The sequence below is a fragment of the Micromonospora sp. TSRI0369 genome (assembly GCF_001905625.1).
Taxonomy (GTDB): domain Bacteria; phylum Actinomycetota; class Actinomycetes; order Mycobacteriales; family Micromonosporaceae; genus Micromonospora; species Micromonospora echinospora_A.
On the sequence record NZ_LIVU01000001.1, the window covers coordinates 727,289 to 743,901 of the forward strand.

Consider the following 16,613-nt stretch of genomic DNA (forward strand, 5'->3'; position numbering starts at 1 on the left):
TCGGCAACGTTACAAGCGAGGTGGGCTCGGGTTTCCCCGGACCCGGCGGGCCTGCCGCCGCTGACCGGCCCGGCCGGTGGCCCGGATCACCGGCGTGAGGGCCAGGGCGAGGCGGGGGAAGGCGTCGAGCAGCCGTACCTGCGCGCCGCGCCAGCGCGGCAGGCTGACCACCGGCCGGGGCCGGCGGGCCAGCCGGACGGCCCGCGCGGCCACCCGCTCCGGCGTCAGCAGCGCGCCGGTGAACGACGCCAGCGCACCCGGGTCGTCCAGCTTGTCGTGCAGCATCGGCGTCCAGATCCCGTCCGGGCACAGGCACGACACGTGTACGCCCCGGACGCCGGCCATCCGCAGGTCGCTCAACGTGCCGAGGCTGAACGCGAGCAGGGCGTGCTTGCTGGCCGCGTACACCGTCTCGCCGGGCGCGGCGATCAGCCCGGCCAGCGAGACGACGTTGAGCACGTGGCCGCGGCCCTGTTCGCGCATCACCGCGACGGCGGCGAGCGTGCCGTTCATCGCGCCGAGCGCGTTCACCTCGACCACCGAGCGGCGGCGTGCGGCGTCGTGCTCCCAGGACGGGCCGGTGACCAGGATGCCGGCGTTGTTCACCCACAGTCCCAGGCCGCCGGGCGCGGCCGCCGCCTCGGCGGCGACGTCCGCGCAGGCGGATTCGTCTCGTACGTCGAGCGCGCGGGACCAGCCACCGAGCGGCGCGGCGGCGGTCTGCGCGGCCCCGGCGTCGACGTCGGTGAGCAGCACGTTCCAACCGTCGGCGTGCAGCGCGGCGGCGATCGCCCGGCCCAGCCCACCGGCCGCGCCGGTCACCACCGCGGCACCTCGCTCCGAGCTCGTCATCGGCGCACGGTAACCGCAACCCCCGCCCCGGGGCCAGAGGCGTCAGGTGGTGGGGAGTTCCAGCGGCTGCGGGCGGTTCTCCCACTTGGTCGACAGCGCGATGCTGGTACGGGTGGACGCCACGCCCGCTGTCCGGTTCAGCCGGACGATCAGCTGCTCCAGCTCGGCGATCGTGCCGACCCGCGCCTTGAGCAGGAACGACTCGACACCGGCCATGAAGTAGCAGGACTCGATCTCGGGGATGCGGCGGAACGACTCCAGCACGTCGTCGGTGTCCGCGTCGGAGTCCTCGACGATGCCGATCAGCGCCGTGACGCCGAGCCCGATCGACTCCGGCTCGACCTCGGCCCGGTACGCCCGGATCACGCCGCTGGACTCCAGCTTGCCGACCCGCTCGTGCACGGCCGGGGCGGAGAGGCCGACCTGACGGGCCAGCTCGGCGTACGACAGGCGGGCGTTGCCCCGCAGCAACTCCACGAGGCTCAGGTCGATCGTGTCCACGGAGAGTGACCCTATCCGCTCGACCGGGACCTGACACGGCGGGCACCGGATGCCCCGTGAGGTACGGTCGCCTATCACAAACGTGCGGTCACGGGGGTTCTCCGCCGATACCATTCCCTGACTTCCCAGTGTGTGCGTTTTTCGCGTTTGGCGGACACGTCCGGTAGCCGGTGCTGTAATTGCCATACGTCCCTCATGACGGCTCTGGGCTCGCACCGGCCGGGGGCAGTGTGTTCAGCCGGGGGCTTCGTCGACGCGAGGAGGGGGCTGTGGACACTGGAGATCGCCTGCTGACACCGGGTGAGGTCGCTGCGCTGTTTCGGGTTGACCCGAAAACCGTCACCAGATGGGCAGCGGCCGGCCGGATCGGCAGTATCCGGACTCCAGGAGGGCACCGCCGGTTTCGGGAATCCGAGGTGCGGGCCCTGCTCGAGGGGGAGGGCATGCTGGACGAGGCGGAGGACATGGGCAAGGCCCGCAACATGGGCCCGACCGCTTCCACCGGCCCCGGCCCGGCGAACGCCGGCATGTACTGAACGAGCGGGGCGCGGTCCGATCGAGGCCGCGCCCCGCTCGTCGTACGCCGGGTCCGGTCAGGCCGGGCCGGGCTCCCGGCGACCGGCGGCCAGCTCGCCGGCCCACCGCCGGAACAGCGTGTGCGGGACGCCCAGCGCGTCCAGCACCTTGCCGGCCACGAAGTCCACGAGTTGCCCGGCGGAGGCCGCCGCCCCGGCGCCGTAGAAGCCCGGGCTGGCCGGCAGCACCACGGCTCCGGCGTCGTGCAGCGCGATGAGGTGCTCCAGGTGGCTGCGGGTCACCGGGGTCTCCCGGGGCACCACCACGACCGGACGGCGCTCCTTGAGGTTCACCTCGGCGGCACGCTGGAGCAGATCCTTGGAGAGCCCGATGGCGATGCCGGCGCACGCGGCGGTGCTGGCCGGCACCACCGCCATCCCGCGAACCCGGTAGGAGCCGCTGCTCGGGCCGGCGGCCAGGTCACCGGCGGGCCAGTGCCGCACGTCCGCGCCGGTGAGGTCGCGGTCGAGCCAGGCGGCCAGGTCCTCGGCCCAGTGCCCGTCCCGGAAGGGCCGGCCGGTCTCGTCCAGCACTGTCAGCCGGGCCGCCCGGGACACGATCAGGTCCACCGCCTGGCCGGCGTCGAGCAGTGCCCGGACGACCGCCGCCGCGTACGGCGTGCCCGAGGCCCCGGAGACACCCACCACCCATGGTTCGCGCATGTCCTCAAGCGTGCCTGGTCGCCGCGGACGACGGGCGACGACCCCCGTTCGGGCGGCCTGCCCGGGATGTCCAGTGGGTTCACGCAGCTTCCCTCGACGTGAAATTCTTCGATCGGCAAATCCACTTCCGTGGGAAGGGCCGGTGATGACGGCGGCGGTGCTGCGGGCGCTGCGCTCCGACTGCCCCATCACGCCCCGCATCTCCCCGTACGCGGACGACGTGCAGGGCTGGCTGGTGGAGCTGGTCGACCGGCTCGGCCTGCCACCCGACCCGGTCACCCGGCGGCGGCTGGCGCGGGCCGGGTTCGCCCGGTACGCCGGCCGCCTCTACCCGGACGCCACCGAGGCGGACCTGCGGGTGCTGACCGCGCTGTTCACCTGGTTCTTCCTGGTCGACGACGCCTGCGACGGGCGGGACGGGCTGACGCCGGGGCAGATCCGCGCGTTGCGCGACGGCGCGCTCGCGTTGCTGCGCGAAGGGCCGCGAGCCCGCCATCCGGGCTTCTCCGGCCCGCTGCGCCGCCTCCTGGTGCAGGCGTGGCGCGAGCCCCGCCGCCGGATGCCGGCCCGCTGGCGGCTGCGCTTCGCCGACGCGGTCGCCGACCACCTCGACGGCGTCCACCGGGAGGCCACCGCCACCGGGTCCGGCCGTCCACCGGGCGTCGCCGAGTACGTGCGGCTGCGCCGGGCCACCTCGGCGGCGTACGTGTCGTACCCGCTCATCGAGTTCGCGTCCGGACGCCCGCTGCCCGACGCGGTCTACCACCACCCGGCGCTGCGGCGGCTCGCGGACCTCGCCAACGACCTGCTCTCCTGGTTCAACGACATCGCCTCGCTGGAGCGCGACCACGCCACCGGCGGCGGGCACAACCTGGTGCTGGCGGTGGCCGCCGAGCGGGGCGTGCCGCTACCGGCGGCGGTGGACCTGGTGGCCGGGCACTGGCGGGCCGAGATGGACCGCTTCGCCGCGCTCCGGGCGGCGGCGCCGTCGTTCGGGCCGGCGCTCGACGACGCCGTCGCCATCCACCTCGACGGCCTGGCCGCCGCCGTTCGCGGCACCGTGGACTGGACGCTGGAGAGCGCCCGCTACCCGGTCACCCCGGCGTCCTGACCGGCGACCCGGGTCAGGGGCGCAGGCCGAGCCGGACCACCAGGTCGAGCAGCGCGAGGACGAACAACGCGATGCCGACGAAGCCGTTGGCGGTGAAGAACGCCCGGTTGACCTTGCTCAGGTCGGTGGGGCTGACCACCATGTGCTGGTAGGCGAAGGCGACAGCGGTCAGCGCCAACCCGATCCACCACAGCCAGCCGAAGCCGATCCACGCGCCGAACCAGACGAACAACGCGAACGTCACCACGTGCGCGACCGTCGAGGCGTGCAGCGCGAAGCGCCGGCCGTACCGGGCGGGGACGCTGTGCACCCCGATCTCCCGGTCGATCTCCGAGTCCTGGCAGGCGTAGATCAGGTCGAAGCCGCCGATCCACAGGCCGACGGCGGCGCCGAGCAGCCAGGCCGGGCCGGAGCCGTCGAGCGTGCCGGTGACCGCCAGCCAGGCGCCGACCGGGCCGACCGCCTGCGCCACCGCGAGGATCGCGTGCGGCCAGTTGGTGAACCGCTTGCCGTACGGGTAGACGATCAGCGGCACCACGGCGAGCGGCGCGAGCACCAGGCAGAGCGGGTTGAGCAGGGCGGCGGCGGCCAGGAACACCACGAGCGCGACGGCCGCGCCGGTCCAGGCCGTGCGCACGCTCACCGCCCCGGTGACCAGTTCCCGGTTCGCGGTACGCGGGTTCCGCGCGTCGATCCGCCGGTCGAGGATGCGGTTCGCGGCCATGGCGAACGTCCGCGCGCCGACCATCGCCACCGTGATCAGCAGCAGGTCGAGCCAATCCACCCGCCCGCCGTTGAGCTGCATGGCGGTGAGCGCCGACAGGTACGCGAACGGCAGCGCGAAGACCGAGTGCTCGATGGCGACGAGCTTGAGGAAGGACGCGACCCGGCCGGGCCGTTCCTGTACCGCCGCCGTCATCAGATCCCGTATTCCTTCCAGCGCTTGTCCACCAGCGAGACCACCTCGGGCGACATCCGCATCTCCTCCGGCCAGCCCCGGGTGTAGCCCTCCTCGGGCAGCTTGCGGGTCGCGTCGATGCCCGCCTTGCCACCCCAGAACTGCTGGTACGAGGCGTGGTCGAGGTGGTCCACCGGCCCCTCGGTGAGCAGCAGGTCGCGGGCGTAGTCGACGTTGCCGAAGGCGCGGAACGCGACCTCGTTGTAGTCGTGCACGTCGCAGTCCTCGTCGACGATCACGATCAGCTTGGTCAGCGACATCATGTGCGCGCCCCAGATCGCGTTCATGACCTTCTGCGCGTGCTTCGGGTAGCGCTTGCGGATCGACACGATCGCGCAGTTGTGGAAGACACCCGCGGCGGGCAGGTCGTAGTCGACGATGTCCGGGATCAGGAAGCGCAGCAGCGGCGCGAAGATCCGCTCGGTGGCCTTGCCGAGGCCGTGGTCCTCCTGCGGCGGCTGGGACGTGACGATCGAGTGGTAGACCGGGTCGCGCTGCATGGTCATGCACTCGATGTGCATCACGGGGAACGGCTCGACCGGGGTGTAGAAGCCGGTGTGGTCGCCGAACGGGCCCTCGGGCAGCCGCTCGCCCGGCTCGATGTAGCCCTCCAGCACGATCTGCGCGTGCGCTGGCACCTGCAGCGGGACGGTCAGGCAGTCGACCATCTCGACCCGCTCACCGGCGAGGAACCCGGCGAACAGGTACTCGTCGATGTCGGCGGGAAGCGGCGCGCTGGCCGAGTACGCCACCACCGGGTCCGCGCCGATCGCGATCGCCACGGGCAACCGCTGCCCGAGCCGCTCGGCGACCGCGTGGTGCGCCGTGGAGTTCTTGTGGATCTGCCAGTGCATGCCGATCGTGTTGTGGCTGTGCTGCTGGAGCCGGTAGAGCCCGAGGTTGCGCTTGCCGGTCTCCGGGTGCTTGGTGTGGGTCAGCCCGAAGTTGTGGAAGATCCCGCCGTCGCCGGGCCACACCTGCAACCCGGGCAGCCGGTTCAGGTCGACGTCGTCGCCCCGGTAGACGACCTGCTGGCAGGGGGCGGTCTTGACCTTCTTCGGCGGCATCGACTTGAGCTGCATGACCTTGCCGAGGCCGCCCATCATCCCGGAGAAGCCCTGCGGCAGCTCCGGCTTGAGCATGTCGCCGATCCGCGCGCCGATCTCGTCGAGGTCTTCCACCCCGAGCGCCATCGCCATCCGCTTCTCGGTGCCGAACAGGTTGATCGCCACCGGCATCTCACCCCGGGTGGGGCGCTCGAACAGCAGCGCCGGCCCGTCGGCCCGGACGGTGCGGGTGACGATCTCGCTGATCTCCAGCGTGGGGTCGACCGGCGCGCTCACCCGCCGCAGCTCGCCCGCGCGTTCCAGCGCCGCCAGAAAATCCTTGAGATCGGTGTACGGGAAGCGAGCCGCCATGCCGCCATCCTCCCGCACGTTCCTGGGAGGTAAGGAAGGGCCCCCTATTAACGCCTCCGGTAGAGGAGGGGCCCCTTCTTAACACCCCGCAGCTCAGGCCGCGGGCGTCCAGGCGTACGCGGCCAGCGGCGCGTCGAGCGGCGCCTCGGTGAGCCGGTTCGCGAACGTGGAGATGGTGTACGTGCCGACGCCGAGCACCACGTCCAGCGCGTGCCGGGGCTGCCATCCGGCGGCGAGCAGCGCGTCCAGGTCGGCGTCGGGGACCGCGCCCCGGTGGTCGAGCACGGCCACGGTGAACCGGCGCAGCGCCTCCAGCCGGGCATCGGGCAGTGTCGCGCCGGTCCGCAGCGCCTCGACCAGCTCGGGCGCGGCGGCGTGCCGCACGAGCGTCGCGGTGTGCATGGCCACGCAGAGGTGGCAGCCGTTGCGGGTGGCGACGGTGAGCACGACCACCTCCCGGGCGACCGGGTCGAGGTCGGTGGCCTCGAACGCGGCGTTGGCGGCGAGGAAGCCCTTGAGCAGTTCGGGCGAGCCGGCCATCAGGCCGACGGCGGCGGGCAGGTGACCCAGCGTGCGGCGTACGCCGGCCATGACCGGGCGGGCGGCGGCGGGTGCGGTGTCCGGCCCGTATGCGGTGAAGCGGGACATGACTGTGCCCCTCTCGTAAGATGGTCAACGTGGTTGACGAAATAGTAAACGTGGTTGTCGAACATGGCAACGCCTGACCGCCCCGGCTTCGCGCTGCCGCTGCTCCTGCTCGCCGGCTTCCGTACGCTCGTCGACGACCTGCACGCCGAGCTGGCCCGCCAGGGGCACCCCGAGCTGCGCCCGGCCCACGGCTTCGTCCTCCAGGCCGTCGGCCCGGCCGGCACCACCGCCTCCGACCTCGGCCAGCGCCTCGGCGTCTCCAAGCAGGCCGCCGGCAAGACGGTGGACCGGCTGGTCGCGCTCGGCTACCTGGAACGCGTGGACGACCCCGCCGACGCCCGCCGCAAGCTGGTCCGGATGACCGCGAAGGGCCGCGACGGGCTGCACCGCTCGGCGGTGGTCTTCGACGAGCTACGCGACCGCTGGGCGGCCACGCTCGGCGCGGACCGGGTCGCCGCCATCGAGGACGACCTGCGCCGGATGGTCCCCGCCGACGTGTTCCGCCTCGACGTCCCCGGCTGGTTCGGCGGATGAATTCGTCACTGACAGATTCGCCGACGGCGGTTCATCATCGGCGGATGGATGACGCGTACATGGTGGGTGACCCGGACGGCCTCAGCCCGCTCCAAGCCGAGATCCGCGACGCGGTGGCCCGCGAGCTGCACGCCCAGTTCGCGCTCCGGGCCGACCGCCTCGAACTGGCCGACCTGCCGGAGGTGGCCTACCAGATCACGCGCCGGGTGGACGAGGTGCTGAGCTCGCGCCCGGTCACTCCACCCCGGCGTACGAGTGCAGACCGGTGAAGAAGAAGTTCACGCCGAACAGGTTCATCATCACCGTCAGGAAGCCCACGATGGCGATCCAGGTGGCCACGTTGCGCTTCACGCTCGGCGTGGCCCGGGCGTGCAGGTAGCCCGCGTACACCACCCAGGAGATGAACGCCCAGGTCTCCTTCGGGTCCCAGCCCCAGGCGCGGCCCCAGGCCGCCTCGGCCCAGATCGCGCCCGCGATCACCGCGAACGTGAAGATCGGGAACGAGAAGGCGTGCAGCGTGAAGGTCAACCGCTCCAGCCCGGCCGCCTCCGGAAGGCGGCGGGCCAGGGTGTACGGGAAGCTGCGGCGACCCTGCTCCCAGCCGGCCCGCATCAGGTACGCGGCAGCGGGCACCACGCCCAGCAGGAAGATGCCCGAGGCGAAGATGATCGTCGAGACGTGGATGATGAACCACCACGACTGCAGCGCCGGCATCAGCGGCTCGATCGGCACGTAGAGCTTCAGCTCGGCGAACGCCAGCAGCAGCACCATCACCAGCGTCAGGAACAGCCCGAGCCGGCGCAGCCACGGCTGCTTCCAGAGCACCACGAGCCAGGCCGCCACACCGATCCAGGTGCCGGTCAGCACGAACTCGTACATGTTGCCCCAGGGCATCCGGTCGGCGGCGACGCCCCGCGTGATCACCGCGCCCAGGTGCAGCGCGGCGGCGAGCACGGTGAGCCAGCCGGCGATCCGACCGGCCAGCACGGCCCGCGCGGCGGAGCGGTCCGGCCGCGGCGGCGCGGCCGGCTCGTCGACGGTGCCGCCGGCGCCGCCGACGCCCGCGCCGACCAGCTCCCGCGCCGGCGCGGCCGAGGCGACCTTCCGCGCGTTGCCCAGCGCGAACTCCACGGCGTGGCTGATCATCGCGATCAGGTACACCAGGATCGCGTACGTGACCAGCTGGTCGGAGAGTGCGGACATCACTCGTCTCCTTCTCGCGCCCGCCGCGCGTCCGGCGCGTCACCGCTCACCGCGGCGACGAGCTGCGCGAACTCGTCGGCGAACCCTGGATGCTCGGTGCGCGGCAGCCCACCGGCCTCCACCAAACTACTACCGCCCGTCGGAGATCCACCCTCCGGGGGCGAAACCCGGAACCACACCCGACGCCGCCGGGCGAACAGCGAGCCCATCAGGCCCAGCAGCAGCGTGCCGCTGGCCACCAGCAGCAGCGTCTGCCCGGGCGCGTGCCGGACCGCGAGCGTGATGTACGGCTTGGTGCCGACGAACTCCAGCGTGCTGCCGTCGTCGAGGGTCCACTTCTCCCCCGGCCGCAGCAGCTTGGTGCCGATCTCCTTGAGCTTGCCGTCGTCGATCTGCCGCCGGTCCAGCGCGTAGACCGAGCCGGGGATGCCGGCGTCCATGCCGAGGTTCCCCCGGTACGCGGTCAGGTTCACCATCGGGTTCCGCTCGGCCGGATACTGCGACGCCACGTACGGCGCGCTCTCCGGCCCGGTGGGCAGGTAGAGCCCGTCGAAGGCGATCTGCTGGTCCGAGGCCCGCGCGCCGGTCTTCGGGTCGACGTTGGCGTCCGGGAAGATCGCCACGCCCTCCTCGGTCGCGTTGGAGTCGCCGGTACGCAGGAACGGCGCGTCACTGGTCTGGCTGCGGCCGTACTTGTCGGTGTACTTCAGCAGCGGCGCGTAGCCGTTGCCGAGCAGGTAGACGTTCGCCGAGCCGAGCCGCAGCGGCGAGTTGACCGAGAAACCGGCGGTCCGCTCCGCGCCGCCCGGCTCGTCCACCGTCACGGTGGCCCAGTAGCGGGACGCCAGCCCGGACGGCAGGTAGTCGGCCTCGAACTTCTCCAGCGTCAGGCAGAACGGCGGCAGATCGGAGCTGTCCACGCGCGGGCCGAGCGACGCCTCGGCGTACTGCTGACGGGTGTTGCAGAAGGCGTTGTCCTCGCCCGCGACCAGGATGCGGTTGCCGTGCCATCCGTACCAGGAACCGAGCGCGACCCCGAGCAGGACGGCGACCAGCGACACGTGGAAGAGCAGGTTGCCGGTCTCCTTGAGGTAGCCCTTCTCGGCGGAGACCTCGTTGCCGCGCACGGTGACCCGCCACCGGCGGCGGCGCAGCACCGCCGCGATCGCCTCGGGATCGGCGGCGGCCGGGGCCTCCAGCACCGTGTGCTGGGGCAGCCGTTCGAGCCGCTTCGGCGCCGCCGGCGGCTTCATCCGCAGCGCGCGGACGTGGTCCCGGGCTCGGGGCAGGATGCAGCCGATCAGCGAGGTGAACAGCAGCAGGTAGATCGCGGAGAACCAGACCGAGCCGAAGACCTCGAACGCGCCGATCTGGTCCAGCCGGGGCGCGAGGTCGGGGTGGTCCACGAACCACTGGTTGACGCGTTCCGGGTTGACGCCGCGCTGCGGCAGCACCGAGCCGGGGATGGCCGCGACGGCGAGCAGGAACAGCAGGATCAGCGCGGTACGCATGCTGGTGAGCTGCCGCCACGAGTTGCGCAGCAGGGCCAGCACCGGGTTGACCCGCCGCCGGGGGGCCTGCGCCGGAGGGGTCGACGGCCGGTCGTCAACGGTCGTCATCAGATGCTCACCTCGCCCACGCCCACGTTCGTCTGCAACCAGATCACCACGTTCACCCAGCCGCCGGTGATCAGCGCCAGGCCGATCGCGATCAGCAGGGCGCCACCGATGCGGGTGACCCAGCGGCTGTTGCGCCGGACGGCGCGGAACACCCCGAGCAGGCGTTGGAAGCCCAGCCCGAAGACGACGAACGGTATCCCCAGCCCCAGGCAGTACGCCACGGCGAGCACCACGGCCCGGTCGGTCCCGCCCTCGGTGGCCGCCATGCCGAGCACCGCGCCGAGCGTGGGGCCGGTGCAGGGCAGCCAACTGAGCGCGAAGACCGCGCCGAGCACCGGCGCGCCGAGCAGCCCGGCGGAGGGCAGCCAGCGGATGCGGAACTCCCGCTGCATGCCGGGGATCACCCCGAGATAGCCGAGCCCGAGCACCACCACGAGCGCGCCGATGACGATCTCCAGCGTGCGCTCGTACCGGAAGAAGAGCTTGCCGACGCCGGAGAAGAGGATCGCGGTGGCGACGAACACGACTGTGAAGCCGGCGATGAACAGCAGCGTTCCGGCGAGCACGCGGCCCTTGACGGCCGCTGTGGTCCGTTGCGGTGCCGCCCGCTCGGCGACGCCCACGCCGCCCCCGGTGCCGCCCCCGCTCGCGCCGCCGGCGTTAACAAGGGGCCCTTCCTCTACCGGAGGCGTTAACAGGGGGCCCTTCCTTACACCCTCCAGGTCGGCGCCGGCCAGGCCGGTCACGTACGACAGGTAGCCGGGCATCAGCGGGAGCACGCACGGGGACAGGAAGCTCACCAGACCGGCCAGTGCGGCCGCGCCCACCGCGAACAGCAGCGGTCCGGACTCGGCGAGCTGGCGGAACGTCTCGCCCATCAGCGGGCGCCGTTCGGCGCCGGCGACTCGGCGGCGATCTTCTCGACGATCGGCCGCAGCTCGTCGCGGGTGACGGCCCGGCGGATCACCACGGCGATCCGGCCCTCGCGGTCGAGCACGACGGTCGCCGGGGTGGTGTTCGGCGGGATGTCGAAGTTGAGCGCCTGCCGGCTGGCCGGGTCGAAGATGCTCGGGTACGTGACCCGGCCCTCCTCGAAGGCGAGCGCCTTGTCCTTGCTGTCCTGCACGTTGATGCCGAGGAACGACACGCCGGAGCCCTTGGTGGCCTGGTAGGTGTCCTCCAGGTCGTCGGCCTCGGCGCGGCAGGGCGCGCACCAGGAGCCCCAGAAGTTGACCACGACAACCTGGCCGCGGTCCCGGGAGATGTCGTAGCCGCCGCCGGTGAGCAGCTCACCGCTGACCTTCGGCGTCTTCGAGCGCTGGGCCGGCTCACAGGTGACGACGGAACCGTCGGCCGCGCACCGGCTCTCCTGGTTGCCGGAGGAGCAGCCGACCAGCGCCGTACCGGCGGTGACGGCGGCGAGCAGGGCGGCGGCGAGCCTCCGGGTGAGCATCAGGCCCCCTTGGCCGTCCGGGCGGTCGGCGAGATCGAGACGAGGTGGGCGGCCGGCTCGGAGTACCCGATGCCGACGATCTTGGCACCTTCGAAGTGGAACGAGGTGAGGCTGGCCAGGCCGCACTGGCGGCGGCGCGGGTCGTGCCAGAGCCGCTTGCGCTCGACGTGCCGGCGCAGCGTCCAGATCGGGAGCTGGTGCGACACCAGCACCGCCTCGCGGCCCTCGGCGGCGACGCGGGCGGCGTGCAGCGCGGCGAACATGCGCTCGGCGATGGCCCGGTACGCCTCACCCCAGGACGGGGTCACCGGGTCGCGCAGCACCCACCAGTTGCGCGGGTCGCGGAACGAGCCGTCACCGGGCGAGACCTTCTTGCCCTCGAACCAGTTCGCGCTCTCGATCAGCCGTTCGTCGACGCCGACGGAGAGGCCGAACTGGGCCGCGATGGGCTCGGCGGTCTGCTGGGCGCGTTCCAGCGGGCTGGCCACGACGTGCACCACAGTCCGGTCGGCGAGCGCCTGCGCCGCCGCCTTGGCCATCTGCACGCCCAGCTCGGAGAGGCGGAATCCGGGCAGGCGGCCGTAGAGGATGCCGTCCGGGTTGTACACCTCGCCGTGCCGCAGCACGTGCACCACGGTCTCCGCCATTGGTTACCCCCCGTTTCCTGCCGCTGCCGCCGCCCGCGCCGCCACCGGCAGGGCGGCGGAGATCTGCTCCCACGCCGCGTCGTCGATGGCGGTCGAGACGAACCACGACTCGAACGCGCTCGGCGGCAGGTAGACGCCACCGGCGAGCATCGCGTGGAAGAACGCCTTGAACGCCGGCACCACCTGGGTGCGGGCGCTGTCGTAGTCGCGCACGTCCGCGTCGGTGAAGAAGACCGAGAACATGTTGCCCGCGGTGGAGAGGCGGTGCGGCACGCCGGCCGCGGACAGCGCCTCGGTGGTGAGCTTGCCCAGCGCGGCGGAGGTCTCGTCGAGCCGCCGGTAGAGCGCGTCGTCGGCCAGCCGCAGCGTGGCCAGTCCGGCCGCGCAGGCCAGCGGGTTACCGGAGAGCGTCCCGGCCTGGTAGACCGGGCCGGCCGGGGCGAGCTTCGCCATGATCTCCGCGCGCCCGCCGAACGCCGCGGCGGGCAGGCCGCCACCCATGACCTTCCCGTACGTCCACAGGTCCGCGTCCGACGGGTCGAGGCCGTGCCATCCGGCGCGGGAGACCCGGAACCCGGTCATCACCTCGTCGACGATGAGCAGCGCGCCGTGCGCGTGCGCGATCCGGGCCAGTTCGGCGTTGAGGCCGTCCCGGGGCGCGATCACGCCCATGTTGCCGGCGGCGGCCTCGGTGATGATCGCGGCGATGTGCGGGCCCTGGGCGGCGAACGCCTCCTCGACCGCGCGCAGGTCGTTGTACGGCAGCACGATCGTGTCGCCGGCCGCCGCCCCGGTCACGCCGGGCGAGTCGGGCAGGCCGAACGTGGCCACGCCGGAGCCGGCGGCGGCGAGCAGCGCGTCCGAGTGGCCGTGGTAGCAGCCGGCGAACTTGATGATCTTGGAGCGGCCGGTGAAGCCGCGGGCCAGCCGGATCGCCGACATGGTCGCCTCGGTGCCGGAGTTGACCAGGCGCACCTGCTCGACCGGCGTCCGCGCGACGATCTCCTCGGCCAGGTCCACCTCACCCGGGGTGGGCGTGCCGAAGCTCGTGCCCAGCGTGGCGGCCTCGCGCAGCGCCTCCACCACTGCCGGGTGCGCGTGGCCGAGGATGAGCGGCCCCCAGGAGCAGACCAGGTCGACGTACCGACGACCGTCGGCGTCGAAGAGCCAGGGACCCTCCCCCCGGACCATGAAGCGCGGGGTGCCGCCGACGGCACGGAACGCGCGCACGGGAGAGTTGACCCCGCCGGGCACGAGGGCCTTGGCGCGGTCGAACAGGGCCTCGGAGGCCGGGGCGTCGGCCGGGTAGCGGCCGGATCCGGCGGAAAGCGTCTCGGTCACGATGGGCCCATTGTGTCAGCGTCGGAGTACTGCCTGGCACGCACCCCGCGACGGGGGTTACCCGGCTCACCCCGGTGAGCGGCGGCAGTCCGCCCGCGATCCGCTCGACAGGCCCGTTGGTCGAGATCGCGATAGGCTGACCGGGTGGATCGTGCCGAACTGTCCATCACCGTACACCGGACCGGTGACGAAGCCGTGCTTCGTCTGGCCGGTGAGATCGACATGCTCACGGCCGCCCAGCTCTCGACGGTGGTCAACGAGGTGCTGGCGGATCCGCCACCGCGCATCGTGCTCGACCTCGCCGGGGTCACGTTCTGCGACTCGCAGGGCCTCGGCACGCTCGTGGTGCTCAGCCGCAAGGCCAGTCACGCGCGCAGCCTGCTGATGCTCAGCAACGTGGGCGACTTCCTGATCCGCGTCCTGGACATCACCGGCCTGCGCAGCGCCCTGATGATCCGCAACGAAGCCACCCCGTAGCCCCACCCTCCCCGCGATCTTGCAGTTGCGGCCCCGGCGAAAAGGGCGAATCACCCTGGGCCGGGGCCGCAAGTGCAAGATCAGCGAGGGCTAGAGGACGGGGAGGTCGCGGCGGCGGAAGGTGAGCAGGCCAGCCGTGGCCAGGGCTGTTGCCAGGGCCGTGAGCAGGTAGAGCGGGGTGGGGGTCCAGGCGTCGCGGAGCACCTGCGGGGTGTGCGTGAACGGGGACAGGTCCAGCAGCCACTGGTCCAGCTCCAGCACCGCGCCGAGCTGCCCGAGCAGCACGCAGACCGCCAGCACCGCCCAGGTGGCCGGCGCGAGCCGGGGCAGCAGGCCGTACAGCAGCACGGCGAGCCCGGCCAGCACCCACGCCGCAGGCACCTGGGTCAGGCCCGCGGCGAGCATCCGGCCGAGTTGCCGGGGCACGTCGCCGGTGCTCAGCCCGTACGTCAGGCCGGTGGCCAGCCCGGTCACCGCGAGCACCACCACCGGGCCGAGCAGCGCGAACGTCACGTGCGAGAGCAGCCAGGTCGAGCGGCGGGTGCCGGTGGCGAGCACCGGCTCCGCGTGCCCGGCGGACTCCTCGGCGCGCATCCGCAGCGCGGCCTGGATGCCGTACCCGGCGGCGGCCAGCCCGGCCAGGCTCAGCGTCACGCCCAGGTACGCGTCGGCCATGCCGGACGCCCCGCCGAGCCGGGCCACGATCTCCTCCATCCGCGGGCTGCCCTCGACGGACCGGCCGGCCGCCTCGGCCGCGCCCCCGAGAATCAGGCCGAGCAGGCCGAACCCGACCGACCACCAGAGGATCTGCCCCCGGTGCAGCCGCCAGGCCAGGCCGAACGGGCCGGACAGGCCACCACCGGCGGTGGCCGGGCCGAGCCGGGGCGGCAGTACGCCCGCGCCCAGGTCACGGCGGACCGAGACCGGGTACGCGAGCGCCGCGAGCAGCGCCGTCGCGGCCAGCGGCAGGAGCAGCGCCCACCACCGCTCCCCCTCGTACGGGCGGGCCCGGGCGGCCCAGCCCAGCGGGGACAGCCAGCTCGGCCAGTCGTTGCTCGCGGTGTCCCCGGCCAGGCGCAGCCCGAACGCGGCGCCGAGACCGGCGAGCCCGATGCCTCGCGCCCCACCGGCGGTCTCGGTGAGCTGTGCCGCCAGCCCGCCGAGCGTGGCGAACACGACGCCGGTCAGCACGGTGACGAGGCCGTACGCCACCGAGCCGCCGACCGGCAGCCCGGTCGCGACCAGCCCGGCGGCGGTGAGCAGGCCGAGCAGCAGATCCGCCGCGTACGTGACGAGCAGCGCGGCGGTCAGCCCGGCGTGCCGCCCGAGCACGTTGCCGCCGAGCAGTTCCCGCCGGCCGGCCTCCTCCTCGGTGCGGGTGTGCCGGATGACGGTGAGCAGGCTGGCCAGCGCGACGATCAGCAGCAGGAATCCGCTGCGCTGGGCGGTCAGCCCGCCGACGCTGTCGCCGTAGGCGGGGCCGAGCAGCGCGACGATGGACGGGTTGCGGGCGGTGCCCTCCAGGTACGCGGCCCGCTCGGCGGCGGTCGGGAACAGCCCGGCGAAGCTGGCCGCGTACGTCATCGGCAGCACCGCGAGGATCAGCACCCACAGCGGCAGCAGGAGGCGGTCCCGGCGCAGGATCAGCCGGACCAGGTGGCGGGTGCCGGTGAGCGTGCTCATGCCCGGTCCGCCGTCTCGGGGCGCGCCGTGTCGGAGGGCGCCGCCGTCTCGTAGTGCCGCAGGAACAGTTCCTCCAGCGTGGGCGGCGTGCTGACCAGGCTGCGTACCCCCAGTTCGGTGAGCCGGCGCAGCGCGGCGTCGAGCGCGGCGGTGTCGACGTCGAAGCGCACCCGCCGCCCGTCCACCCGCAGGTCGTGTACGCCGGGCAGGTCGGCCAGGCCGTCGAGCGGCGCGGCGACCTCGGCGTCGATGGCGGTGCGGTGCAGGTGGCGCAGGTCGCCGAGCGTGCCGGACTCGACGGCCCGGCCGGCCCGGATGATCGTCACCCGGTCGCAGAGCGCCTCCACCTCGGCCAGGATGTGGCTGGACAGCAGCACGGTGCGTCCGTCGTGGACGGCGCGGCGGACCCAGTGCTGGAAGACCTCCTCCATCAGCGGGTCGAGCCCGGAGGTCGGCTCGTCGAGGATGAGCAGTTCGACGTCGGAGGCGAGCGCGGCGACCAGGCCGACCTTCTGCCGGTTGCCCTTGGAGTAGGTGCGGCCCTTCTTGCGCGGGTCCAGCTCGAACGACTCCAGCAGTTCGGCGCGGCGCTTCGGGTCGAGCCCGCCGCGCATCCGGCCGAGCAGGTCGATCACCTCGCCGCCGCTGAGGTTGGGCCAGAGCGTGACGTCGCCCGGCACGTACGCGAGGCGGCGGTGCAGCGCCACCGCGTCCCGCCAGGGGTCGCCGCCCAGCAGCCGGGCGGCCCCCGCGTCCGCCCGCAGCAGGCCGAGCAGCACCCGGATGGTGGTCGACTTGCCGGAGCCGTTCGGTCCGAGGAAGCCGTGCACCTCCCCGGTGCGGACGGTCAGGTCGAGCCCGTCGAGGGCCCGGGTGCGGCCGAAGGTCTTCACCAGGCCGGACACATCGATTGCCGTTTCCATAATTCAG

The 16,613-nt window shown here is 72.9% G+C and carries 19 protein-coding genes; 5 read left to right on the forward strand and 14 right to left on the reverse strand.

Annotation, left to right across the window (positions count from 1 at the left end; genetic code table 11):
• Positions 1-9: 9 nt before the first annotated feature.
• Both AMK25_RS03550 and AMK25_RS03555 read right to left on the reverse strand, forming a co-directional pair.
• Positions 10-852: an SDR family NAD(P)-dependent oxidoreductase gene (locus AMK25_RS03550; protein WP_073826452.1), complete on the reverse strand. Its 843-nt coding sequence runs from the start codon at positions 850-852 to the stop codon at positions 10-12.
• A gap of 42 nt (positions 853-894) precedes the next feature.
• Positions 895-1,353 (reverse strand): Lrp/AsnC family transcriptional regulator, encoded by a 459-nt coding sequence (locus AMK25_RS03555; protein ID WP_073826456.1) that lies wholly within the window; start codon positions 1,351-1,353, stop codon positions 895-897.
• A 269-nt stretch (positions 1,354-1,622) separates the two neighbouring features.
• Between AMK25_RS03555 and AMK25_RS03560 the strand changes: the two genes are divergently transcribed.
• Positions 1,623-1,889 carry a BldC family transcriptional regulator gene (locus AMK25_RS03560; protein WP_013473529.1) on the forward strand — a complete coding sequence of 89 codons (267 nt, stop codon included), beginning with the start codon at positions 1,623-1,625 and terminating at the stop codon, positions 1,887-1,889.
• A 57-nt stretch (positions 1,890-1,946) separates the two neighbouring features.
• On the opposite strand, the gene AMK25_RS03565 is transcribed toward AMK25_RS03560, so the two are convergent.
• On the reverse strand, positions 1,947-2,591 hold the full coding sequence (locus AMK25_RS03565; protein WP_073826460.1) for a UbiX family flavin prenyltransferase: 645 nt from the start codon (positions 2,589-2,591) through the stop codon (positions 1,947-1,949).
• A 145-nt stretch (positions 2,592-2,736) separates the two neighbouring features.
• Between AMK25_RS03565 and AMK25_RS03570 the strand changes: the two genes are divergently transcribed.
• The gene (locus tag AMK25_RS03570) at positions 2,737-3,702 is read left to right on the forward strand and encodes a terpene synthase family protein (protein WP_073826465.1); all 966 of its coding nucleotides are present in this window, start codon (positions 2,737-2,739) and stop codon (positions 3,700-3,702) included.
• 13 nt (positions 3,703-3,715) lie between these two features.
• Here the strand turns inward: AMK25_RS03570 and mqnP are convergent, their stop codons facing one another.
• From mqnP to AMK25_RS03585, 3 genes are all read right to left on the reverse strand, one after another.
• Positions 3,716-4,621 (reverse strand): menaquinone biosynthesis prenyltransferase MqnP, encoded by a 906-nt coding sequence (gene mqnP, locus AMK25_RS03575; RefSeq protein ID WP_073826470.1) that lies wholly within the window; start codon positions 4,619-4,621, stop codon positions 3,716-3,718.
• Positions 4,621-6,078 carry a menaquinone biosynthesis decarboxylase gene (locus tag AMK25_RS03580; protein WP_073826473.1) on the reverse strand — a complete coding sequence of 486 codons (1,458 nt, stop codon included), beginning with the start codon at positions 6,076-6,078 and terminating at the stop codon, positions 4,621-4,623. Before AMK25_RS03580 ends, mqnP begins: the two co-directional genes overlap by 1 nt.
• A 93-nt stretch (positions 6,079-6,171) precedes the next feature.
• A complete protein-coding gene (locus AMK25_RS03585) occupies positions 6,172-6,726 on the reverse strand; it encodes a carboxymuconolactone decarboxylase family protein (RefSeq protein ID WP_073826475.1) in 555 nt (184 codons plus the stop codon).
• Positions 6,727-6,789: 63 nt separating this feature from the next.
• On the opposite strand from AMK25_RS03585, the gene AMK25_RS03590 reads away from it, so the two are divergent.
• Together AMK25_RS03590 and AMK25_RS03595 are read left to right on the forward strand one after the other, a co-directional pair.
• Positions 6,790-7,260, forward strand: coding sequence for a MarR family winged helix-turn-helix transcriptional regulator (locus tag AMK25_RS03590; protein ID WP_073826478.1), 471 nt, complete (start codon positions 6,790-6,792; stop codon positions 7,258-7,260).
• Positions 7,261-7,304: 44 nt separating this feature from the next.
• A complete protein-coding gene (locus AMK25_RS03595) occupies positions 7,305-7,529 on the forward strand; it encodes a hypothetical protein (protein ID WP_073826481.1) in 225 nt (74 codons plus the stop codon).
• On the opposite strand, the gene ccsB is transcribed toward AMK25_RS03595, so the two are convergent.
• From ccsB to hemL, 6 genes are read right to left on the reverse strand one after another with little or no spacing between them, the layout of a single operon-like run.
• Positions 7,495-8,463, reverse strand: a complete 969-nt coding sequence (gene ccsB / locus AMK25_RS03600; RefSeq protein WP_073826484.1) for a c-type cytochrome biogenesis protein CcsB — start codon at positions 8,461-8,463, stop codon at positions 7,495-7,497. The genes AMK25_RS03595 and ccsB overlap by 35 nt on opposite strands.
• Positions 8,463-10,082 carry a cytochrome c biogenesis protein ResB gene (gene resB, locus AMK25_RS03605; RefSeq protein ID WP_073826486.1) on the reverse strand — a complete coding sequence of 540 codons (1,620 nt, stop codon included), beginning with the start codon at positions 10,080-10,082 and terminating at the stop codon, positions 8,463-8,465. Before resB ends, ccsB begins: the two co-directional genes overlap by 1 nt.
• Entirely contained in the window at positions 10,082-10,960 is an 879-nt protein-coding gene (locus AMK25_RS03610) for a cytochrome c biogenesis CcdA family protein (protein ID WP_073826489.1), read from the reverse strand. The genes resB and AMK25_RS03610 overlap by 1 nt, the downstream gene beginning before the upstream one ends.
• Positions 10,960-11,535: a TlpA family protein disulfide reductase gene (locus AMK25_RS03615; protein WP_073826491.1), complete on the reverse strand. Its 576-nt coding sequence runs from the start codon at positions 11,533-11,535 to the stop codon at positions 10,960-10,962. Before AMK25_RS03615 ends, AMK25_RS03610 begins: the two co-directional genes overlap by 1 nt.
• Positions 11,535-12,182, reverse strand: a complete 648-nt coding sequence (locus AMK25_RS03620) for a histidine phosphatase family protein (protein WP_073826493.1) — start codon at positions 12,180-12,182, stop codon at positions 11,535-11,537. Before AMK25_RS03620 ends, AMK25_RS03615 begins: the two co-directional genes overlap by 1 nt.
• A 3-nt stretch (positions 12,183-12,185) precedes the next feature.
• Positions 12,186-13,523, reverse strand: coding sequence for a glutamate-1-semialdehyde 2,1-aminomutase (gene hemL, locus AMK25_RS03625; RefSeq protein WP_073826495.1), 1,338 nt, complete (start codon positions 13,521-13,523; stop codon positions 12,186-12,188).
• Between the two features lie 144 nt (positions 13,524-13,667).
• Here hemL and AMK25_RS03630 point away from each other — a divergent pair, with 144 nt between their 5' ends.
• Positions 13,668-14,000, forward strand: a complete 333-nt coding sequence (locus AMK25_RS03630; protein WP_030500715.1) for an STAS domain-containing protein — start codon at positions 13,668-13,670, stop codon at positions 13,998-14,000.
• 90 nt (positions 14,001-14,090) lie between these two features.
• Here AMK25_RS03630 and AMK25_RS03635 read toward each other — a convergent pair whose 3' ends face one another.
• Entirely contained in the window at positions 14,091-15,683 is a 1,593-nt protein-coding gene (locus tag AMK25_RS03635; protein ID WP_073826498.1) for an ABC transporter permease, read from the reverse strand.
• Positions 15,680-16,606: an ABC transporter ATP-binding protein gene (locus tag AMK25_RS03640; RefSeq protein WP_073826500.1), complete on the reverse strand. Its 927-nt coding sequence runs from the start codon at positions 16,604-16,606 to the stop codon at positions 15,680-15,682. The genes AMK25_RS03635 and AMK25_RS03640 overlap by 4 nt, the downstream gene beginning before the upstream one ends.
• Positions 16,607-16,613 lie beyond the last annotated feature (7 nt).

Bases quoted from the DNA above. Each gene is read 5' to 3' on its own strand.
- AMK25_RS03550 (WP_073826452.1), bottom strand. From the start codon at position 852: ATGACGAGCTCGGAGCGAGGTGCCGCGGTGGTGACCGGCGCGGCCGGT.
- AMK25_RS03565 (WP_073826460.1), bottom strand. From the start codon at position 2,591: ATGCGCGAACCATGGGTGGTGGGTGTCTCCGGGGCCTCGGGCACGCCG.
- AMK25_RS03570 (WP_073826465.1), top strand. From the start codon at position 2,737: ATGACGGCGGCGGTGCTGCGGGCGCTGCGCTCCGACTGCCCCATCACG.
- mqnP (WP_073826470.1), bottom strand. From the start codon at position 4,621: ATGACGGCGGCGGTACAGGAACGGCCCGGCCGGGTCGCGTCCTTCCTC.
- AMK25_RS03580 (WP_073826473.1), bottom strand. From the start codon at position 6,078: ATGGCGGCTCGCTTCCCGTACACCGATCTCAAGGATTTTCTGGCGGCG.
- AMK25_RS03585 (WP_073826475.1), bottom strand. From the start codon at position 6,726: ATGTCCCGCTTCACCGCATACGGGCCGGACACCGCACCCGCCGCCGCC.
- AMK25_RS03590 (WP_073826478.1), top strand. From the start codon at position 6,790: ATGGCAACGCCTGACCGCCCCGGCTTCGCGCTGCCGCTGCTCCTGCTC.
- AMK25_RS03595 (WP_073826481.1), top strand. From the start codon at position 7,305: ATGGATGACGCGTACATGGTGGGTGACCCGGACGGCCTCAGCCCGCTC.
- ccsB (WP_073826484.1), bottom strand. From the start codon at position 8,463: ATGTCCGCACTCTCCGACCAGCTGGTCACGTACGCGATCCTGGTGTAC.
- resB (WP_073826486.1), bottom strand. From the start codon at position 10,082: ATGACGACCGTTGACGACCGGCCGTCGACCCCTCCGGCGCAGGCCCCC.
- AMK25_RS03610 (WP_073826489.1), bottom strand. From the start codon at position 10,960: ATGGGCGAGACGTTCCGCCAGCTCGCCGAGTCCGGACCGCTGCTGTTC.
- AMK25_RS03615 (WP_073826491.1), bottom strand. From the start codon at position 11,535: ATGCTCACCCGGAGGCTCGCCGCCGCCCTGCTCGCCGCCGTCACCGCC.
- AMK25_RS03620 (WP_073826493.1), bottom strand. From the start codon at position 12,182: ATGGCGGAGACCGTGGTGCACGTGCTGCGGCACGGCGAGGTGTACAAC.
- AMK25_RS03635 (WP_073826498.1), bottom strand. From the start codon at position 15,683: ATGAGCACGCTCACCGGCACCCGCCACCTGGTCCGGCTGATCCTGCGC.
- AMK25_RS03640 (WP_073826500.1), bottom strand. From the start codon at position 16,606: ATGGAAACGGCAATCGATGTGTCCGGCCTGGTGAAGACCTTCGGCCGC.